Origin of the sequence: Streptomyces sp. NPDC050636 (assembly GCF_040654775.1) — a bacterium.
Taxonomy (GTDB): domain Bacteria; phylum Actinomycetota; class Actinomycetes; order Streptomycetales; family Streptomycetaceae; genus Streptomyces.
On sequence record NZ_JBFAIP010000173.1, the window covers coordinates 1 to 7,489 of the forward strand.

Annotated in this window: 5 protein-coding genes; 2 read left to right on the top strand and 3 right to left on the bottom strand. The window is 70.0% G+C overall.

Going from position 1 to position 7,489, the window contains the following annotated elements:
* Together dxs and AB0I10_RS39505 are read left to right on the top strand one after the other, a co-directional pair.
* A partial coding sequence (gene dxs / locus AB0I10_RS39500) for a 1-deoxy-D-xylulose-5-phosphate synthase (protein WP_363157582.1) occupies window positions 1-1,560 on the top strand: 1,560 nt, incomplete at its 5' end.
* 244 nt (window positions 1,561-1,804) lie between these two features.
* Entirely contained in the window at window positions 1,805-3,283 is a 1,479-nt protein-coding gene (locus tag AB0I10_RS39505) for an amino acid permease (protein ID WP_363157583.1), read from the top strand.
* 87 nt (window positions 3,284-3,370) lie between these two features.
* Here the strand turns inward: AB0I10_RS39505 and AB0I10_RS39510 are convergent, their stop codons facing one another.
* From AB0I10_RS39510 to AB0I10_RS39520, 3 genes are all read right to left on the bottom strand, one after another.
* A complete protein-coding gene (locus AB0I10_RS39510) occupies window positions 3,371-3,772 on the bottom strand; it encodes an NTP pyrophosphohydrolase (protein ID WP_363157584.1) in 402 nt (133 codons plus the stop codon).
* A gap of 98 nt (window positions 3,773-3,870) precedes the next feature.
* Window positions 3,871-6,000, bottom strand: a complete 2,130-nt coding sequence (locus AB0I10_RS39515) for a 3-hydroxyacyl-CoA dehydrogenase NAD-binding domain-containing protein (RefSeq protein ID WP_363157585.1) — start codon at window positions 5,998-6,000, stop codon at window positions 3,871-3,873.
* Window positions 5,997-7,214, bottom strand: a complete 1,218-nt coding sequence (locus AB0I10_RS39520) for an acetyl-CoA C-acyltransferase (RefSeq protein ID WP_363157586.1) — start codon at window positions 7,212-7,214, stop codon at window positions 5,997-5,999. Before AB0I10_RS39520 ends, AB0I10_RS39515 begins: the two co-directional genes overlap by 4 nt.
* Window positions 7,215-7,489: the final 275 nt, after the last annotated feature.

The window sequence follows — 7,489 nt, forward strand, 5'->3', positions numbered from 1 at the left end:
GACCACGTCGTGGCCGTCATCGGTGATGGGGCCCTGACCGGCGGTATGGCCTGGGAGGCGCTCAACAACATCGCGGCCGCCAAGGACCGCCCGCTCGTCATCGTCGTCAACGACAACGAGCGCTCCTACGCCCCGACCATCGGCGGCCTCGCCAACCACCTCGCCACGCTCCGTACCACCGACGGCTATGAGCGTTTCCTGGCCCGCGGCAAGGACATCCTGGAGCGCACGCCCGTCGTCGGGAAGCCGCTCTACGAGACCCTGCACGGCGCCAAGAAGGGTCTCAAGGACTTCATCGCGCCGCAGGGCATGTTCGAGGACCTGGGTCTGAAGTACGTCGGCCCGATCGACGGCCACGACATCGAGGCGCTGGAGTCCGCGCTGGCTCGCGCCAAGCGCTTCGGCGGCCCCGTCATCGTGCACTGCCTCACCGAGAAGGGCCGCGGCTATAAGCCCGCCGAGCAGGACGAGGCCGACCGTTTCCACGGCATCGGCCCGATCCACCCGGACACCGGCCTGCCGGTCAAGACCGCGGCCGCCAGCTGGACCTCCGTCTTCGGCGACGAGATGGTCAAGCTCGGCCGGGAGCGCGAGGACATCGTCGCGATCACCGCGGCCATGCTCCAGCCGGTCGGCCTGAAGAAGTTCGCGGACGCGTTCCCGGACCGTATCTACGACGTCGGCATCGCCGAGCAGCACGCGGCCACGTCCGCCGCGGGCCTCGCCACCGGCGGGGTGCACCCGGTCTTCGCCGTGTACGCGACGTTCCTCAACCGGGCCTTCGACCAGGTCCTGATGGATGTCGCCCTGCACAAGTGCGGAGTGACGTTCGTCCTCGACCGGGCCGGCGTCACCGGCGACGACGGCGCCTCGCACAACGGCATGTGGGACATGTCCATGCTCCAGGTCGTGCCCACGCTGCGGATCGCCGCCCCGCGCGACGCCGCGCAGCTGCGCGCCCAGCTGCGTGAGGCCGTCAAGGTCGAGGACGCCCCGACCGTGCTGCGGTACTCCAAGGGCGTCGTCGGCCCGGCCGTCCCCGCGGTCGGCCGGATCGGCGGCATGGACGTACTGCGCGAGTCCCCGGCCGCCAACCCGGATGTGCTGGTGGTCTCCGTGGGCGCGCTCGCGCCGATGTGCCTGGAGGTCGCCGACCTGCTCGACAAGCAGGGCATCTCCACCACCGTCGTCGACCCGCGCTGGGTCAAGCCGGTCGACGCGGCGCTGCCGGGTCTCGCCGCCAAGCACCGGGTGGTCGTCACCGTCGAGGACAACATCCGTACCGGCGGCGTCGGTTCGGCCGTCGCGCAGTCGCTGCGGGACGCCGGCGTGGACCTTCCGCTGCGTGACTTCGGCATCCCCGAGCGGTTCCTCGACCACGCCTCCCGCAAGGAGGTCATGGCAGAGATCGGGCTCACCGCGCCGGACATCGCCCGGCAGGTGACGGGGCTCGTCGCCAGGATCGACAACCGCGACGGAGACACCGCGGAGGTCGAGGACGCCACGGGCGGCGCGGCCGCCACGGGTGAGGCGCGGCCCGCCGAGGTCGCCCGCGACTGACCCCGCACACCGCAGAGATGGGCCGGCCGGTCACCCGTACGGGTGCTCCGCCCGGCCCATCGGCATATCCGCCACCGCGCCCCATCGGGTGAATACCTGCCCTGTGAGGGCCCGCCGCACCTGTCTGTTTCCTGCCATTGCGGAGACTCGGTCAGTTCAGGAGAGTTGCGAGGGTCGTCCAGGCGGAGGTTCGCCCATGAGCACAGAGCACGGCACAGAGCATGATTCACGCCGCAGTCGCGGCATGTTCCGGACGAAGACTGTCGAGCAGTCGATCCTGGACACGGAGGAGCCGGAGCACGCGCTACGGAAGTCCCTGTCCGCATGGGATCTGACGGTCTTCGGAGTCGGCGTCATCATCGGCACCGGCATCTTCGTACTCACCGGGAAGGTGGCCAAGGAGACCGCGGGACCGGCCACCGCGCTGGCGTTCGTCGCTGCGGGCATCGTCTGCGCGCTGGCCGCGCTCTGCTACGCCGAGTTCGCCTCCACGGTCCCCGTGGCCGGATCGGCGTACACGTTCGCGTACGCCTCGCTCGGTGAGCTGCCCGCCTGGATCATCGGCTGGGACCTGGTCCTGGAGTTCGCACTGGGCACGGCCGTCGTCGCCGTCGGCTGGTCCGGCTATGTGCGCTCGCTGATGGACAACGCGGGCTGGCATCTGCCGGCCACACTGCAAGGGCCCGATGTCGCGGGAGGCAGCTTCGACATCCTGGCCTTCGTGCTGGTCCTGGTGCTGACCGTGATCCTCGTGCTCGGCATGAAGCTGTCCGCCAACATCACGTCGGTCGTCGTCGCCATCAAGGTGACCGTGGTCATGATCGTGATCATCGCGGGACTGTTCTTCATCGTGGGGGACAACTACTCGCCGTTCATCCCCGACCCGGTTTCCTCACCGGCCGGATCCGGCTGGGACGCCCCGCTGGTCCAGACGATCTTCGGCTACGAACCGACCAGCTTCGGCGTCATGGGCATCTTCACCGCCGCGTCCGTCGTCTTCTTCGCCTTCATCGGATTCGACGTGGTGGCCACCGCAGCCGAGGAGACCAAGCTTCCACAGCGCGATATGCCGCGCGGCATCCTCGGCTCGCTCCTCATCTGCACCGTTCTCTACGTCGCGGTCTCCCTCGTGGTGACCGGCATGCAGCATTACTCCAAACTGTCCGTCAGCGCCCCGCTGGCCGACGCCTTCAAGGCGACCGGCCATCCCTTCTACGGCGGTGTGATCAGTTTCGGCGCGGCCGTCGGACTCATCACCGTGTGCCTGATCCTGCTTCTCGGCCAGACCCGGGTGTTCTTCGCGATGAGCCGTGACGGACTCCTGCCGCGGTTCTTCTCCGTCACGCACCCCCGCTTCGGCACCCCGTACCGCCCGACCATCCTGCTCGGTGTGTTCATCGCCGTCGTCGCGGGCTTCACCAGCATCAACGAACTCGCGACCCTGGTGAACATCGGCACGCTCTTCGCGTTCGTGGTCGTCGCGCTCGGCGTGATCATCCTGCGCCGCACCCGCCCCGACCTGCACCGCGCGTTCCGCACCCCGTGGGTTCCGCTCGTCCCGGTCCTCTCGGTCGCCGCCTCGGTGTGGCTGATGCTCAACCTGCCGGGCGAGACCTGGTTCCGCTTCGCCGTCTGGATGGTGATCGGCATCGTCGTGTACGTCCTCTACGGCCGCTCGCACAGCCGCCTCGGTATCCGGAGCCGGGGAAGCCGCAAGGGCTGAAACCAGCCGTTCGCCCGGACTGGACGAGTAGGCCCGAAGTCCCTTCGCCCCGCTGCCCGTGCGGCCCCTCCGGCCGTACGGGCAGCGTCAGCCCTGAGTGCCTGTCCGCCGGCCCCGGCCCCACACCGCCCGCGGCCCCGTCACCCGGGCCCCCAGCGCCTCGACGCGCTCCCGCAGCCCGCGGTCCGCGGTGACCACGAGGCACTCCCGGCCGCTGCCCTCGTCCGCCACCAGCTGCACGATCCGGTCATCGCCGCTGCCGCCCGCGGACACCACCCGTACGCCCTCGACCGAGGTCACCCCGCGCGCCGCGCCCTCCACCACGAGGACCATCTCCAGGGGTGGTCCGACCAGCCCCGGCAGCCCGGTGGCGGCGTACCCGGGCAGTGCGTCCCGCAGCCGCTCCGCCGCGCCGTGCCGGTCCCGCCACCAGCCGTCGGGCACCGAGCCGACGACGTTCGCGGCATCGACGATCACCAAGGAGTCCATGCGGTCACCCTCCCATGACCGTCCGCGCTCCCGAACGCACGGATGCGCGGGCCGGCTCCGCCGAGCCGGCCCGCGCATCTCCTACGACTGACGAGCGCTTACGCGGGAACGCTCGCGACGCCCGGTGCCAGGAACTTCTTGCCCGTCGCCCGCTCGGAGACACCCTCGCGGTCCAGGTACGGCGTGATGCCGCCCAGGTGGAAGGGCCAGCCGGCGCCGGTGATCAGGCACAGGTCGATGTCCTGCGCCTCGGCGACGACACCCTCGTCCAGCATCAGGCCGATCTCCTGCGCGACGGCGTCCAGGACGCGGTCCCGCACCTGCTGCTCGGTCAGGACGACATCGCCCTGCTTGAGGAGCGCGGCGACCTCCGGGTCCAGCTCCGGCTTGCCGGAGTCGTAGACGTAGAAGCCGCGCTTGCCGGCCTTGACGACGGCGGCGAGGTTCGGCGAGACCTTGAAGCGGTCCGGGAAGGCGCCGTTGAGCGTCTCCGAGACATGCAGGCCGATCGCCGGGCCGACCAGCTCCAGCAGCACCAGCGGCGACATCGGCAGACCGAGCGGCTCGACGGCCTTCTCGGCGACGTCGACCGGGGTGCCCTCGTCGATGACGTTCTGGATCTCGCCCATGAAGCGGGTCAGGATGCGGTTGACGACGAAGGCCGGGGCGTCCTTGCACAGGACGGCGGTCTTCTTCAGCGACTTGGCGACCGAGAAGGCGGTGGCCAGCGACGCGTCGTCGGTCTTCTCGCCGCGGACGATCTCCAGCAGCGGCAGGATCGCCACCGGGTTGAAGAAGTGGAAGCCCACGACCCGCTCGGGGTGCTTGAGCTTCGACGCCATCTCGGTGACCGACAGGGACGAGGTGTTGGTCGCCAGGATCGCGTGCTCCGGGACGACCGCCTCGACCTCGGCGAACACCTGCTGCTTGACGCCCATCTCCTCGAAGACGGCCTCGATGACGAAGTCCGCGTCGCCGAAGGCGGTGGCCTTGTCGAGGTGACCGGAGACCAGGGCCTTGAGGCGGTTCGCCTTGTCCTGGTTGACCCGGCCCTTGAGCAGCAGCTTGTCGATCTCGCCGTGGACGTACTCCACGCCCTTGTCGATCCGGGCCTGGTCGATGTCCGTGAGGACGACCGGGACCTCAAGGCGGCGCGCGAACAGCAGCGCCAGCTGAGAGGCCATCAGACCGGCGCCGACGACACCGACCTTGGTGACCGGACGGGCCAGCTTCTTGTCCGGCGCACCGGCCGGACGCTTGGCGCGCTTCTGCACCAGGTTGAACGAGTAGATGCCGGAGCGCAGCTCGCCGCCCATGATCAGGTCCGCGAGGGCCTGGTCCTCGGCGTCGAAGCCCTGCTGGCGGTCGCCGTCCTTGGCGGCGGCGATGATCTCCAGGGCGCGGTAGGCGGCCGGGGCCGCACCGTGCACCTTGCCGTCGGCGATGGCCTTGCCGCGCGCCACGGCCTCGTCCCAGGCCGCACCGCGGTCGATCTCGGCCCGTACGACCTCGGTGCTGCCCTTGAGCACCGAAGCGGTCCAGATCAGCGACTGCTCCAGGAAGTCCGCGCCCTCGAAGATCGCGTCCGCGATCCCGAGGTCGAAGACCTGCTGGCCCTTGAGCTGCTTGTTCTGGTTGAGCGAGTTCTCGATGACGACCGAGACGGCCTTGTCCGGGCCGATCAGGTTCGGCAGCAGGACGCAGCCGCCCCAGCCCGGCACCAGACCGAGGAAGACCTCGGGCAGCGAGAACGCCGGCAGCGCCTTGGAGACGGTGCGGTAGGTGCAGTGCAGACCGACCTCGACGCCACCGCCCATCGCCGCGCCGTTGTAGTACGCGAAGGTCGGCACGGCCAGGCCGGACAGCCGCTTGAAGACGTCGTGGCCGCCCTTGCCGATGGCGAGGGCATCCTCGTGCCTCTTCAGCAGCTCGACGCCCTTGAGGTCGGCGCCGACGGCGAAGATGAACGGCTTGCCGGTGAGGCCGACGCCGGTGATCGTGCCGTCCGCGGCCTCCTGCTCCACCTGGTCGATGGCGGCGTTGAGGTTCGCCAGCGACTGGGGGCCGAAGGTCGTCGGCTTGGTGTGGTCCAGGCCGTTGTCCAGCGTGATGAGCGCGAACTTGCCCGCGCCCTGGGGCAGGTCGAGGTGGCGCACATGCGCCTGCGTCACGACCTCGTCGGGGAACAGCTCGGCCGCACCCTTCAACAGCTCAGCGGTAGTAGTCACTTGTTCCCCTCGAAGTGCGGGTTCTCCCAGATAACCGTTCCACCCATGCCGAAGCCGACACACATGGAGGTGATGCCGTAGCGGACGTCCGGCTGCTCCTCGAACTGCCGGGCCAGCTGCGTCATCAGACGCACGCCGGACGACGCCAGCGGGTGGCCGAAGGCGATCGCGCCGCCGTACTGGTTGACGCGCGGGTCGTCGTCCGCGATGCCGTAGTGGTCCAGGAGCGAGAGCACCTGCACCGCGAAGGCCTCGTTGATCTCGAACAGACCGATGTCATCGATCGTCAGACCGGCCTTGGCCAGCGCCTTCTCGGTCGCCGGAACCGGGCCGATGCCCATGACCTCGGGCTCCACACCGGCGAACGCGAAGTCCACCAGGCGCATCTTGACCGGCAGGCCCAGCTCGCGCGCCACGTCCTCGGCGGCGATCAGCGAGGCGGTCGCGCCGTCGTTGAGACCGGCGGCGTTGCCCGCGGTCACCCGGCCGTGCGGACGGAACGGGGTCTTGAGACCCGCGAGGTTCTCCAGGGTCGTGCCCGGACGCATCGGCTCGTCGGCGGTGGCCAGGCCCCAGCCGGTCTCGCCGGCCTCGGCGTTGGTGCGGCGGACGGAGATCGGCACCAGGTCCTGCTGGATCTTGCCGTTGGCGTACGCCTTGGCGGCCTTCTCCTGCGAGCGCACGGCGTACTCGTCGGCGCGCTGCTTGGTGAGGTGCGGGAGGCGGTCGTGCAGGTTCTCCGCCGTCATGCCCATGAAGAGGGCGGACTGGTCGACCAGCTTCTCCGACACGAAGCGCGGGTTGGGGTCCACACCCTCGCCCATGGGGTGGCGGCCCATGTGCTCGACACCACCGGCGATGGCGATGTCGTACGCGCCGAAGGACACGCCACCGGCCATGCTCGTCACGGCGGTCATCGCGCCGGCGCACATGCGGTCGATGGAGAAGCCGGGCACGGACTGCGGGAGGCCCGCCAGGATGCCGGCGGTACGGCCCAGGGTCAGGCCCTGGTCGCCGATCTGGGTGGTCGCGGCGAGGGCGACCTCGTCGATCTTGGCCGGGTCCAGGTCCGGGTTGCGGCGCAGCAGCTCCCGGATGCACTTGACGACCAGGTCGTCGGCGCGGGTCTCGTGGTAGATGCCCTTCGGGCCCGCCTTGCCGAACGGGGTGCGGACGCCGTCGACGAAGACGACGTCCCTAGCGGTACGAGGCACGTTGGCTCTCCTCCAGGTGCGGGATGGCACTGCTGCGGGGCGCCCCCGGGGGACGCTTCACACCCACATGCTACTTACGGGTAACCAAGCTGCACACCCCCATCGGCCGGAGCGGCGAACGTCACAGTCCGCTGCGCCTCCGCTGCGCTTGGCCTGGGCCGCTTTTTGGCTGTCCCGCCGTTGTGCGTGCGGTGGGCTGTTTTTCCGCTGCGCGGGGCTGTTCGGCCGCGGTGGGGGGGGCCCCCCCCCCCCCCGGCCCGAGCGCCGCCCCCCCC

Coding starts and splice junctions, on each gene's coding strand:
- AB0I10_RS39505 (WP_363157583.1), top strand. CDS start 1,805: ATGTTCCGGACGAAGACTGTCGAGCAGTCGATCCTGGACACGGAGGAG.
- AB0I10_RS39510 (WP_363157584.1), bottom strand. CDS start 3,772: ATGGACTCCTTGGTGATCGTCGATGCCGCGAACGTCGTCGGCTCGGTG.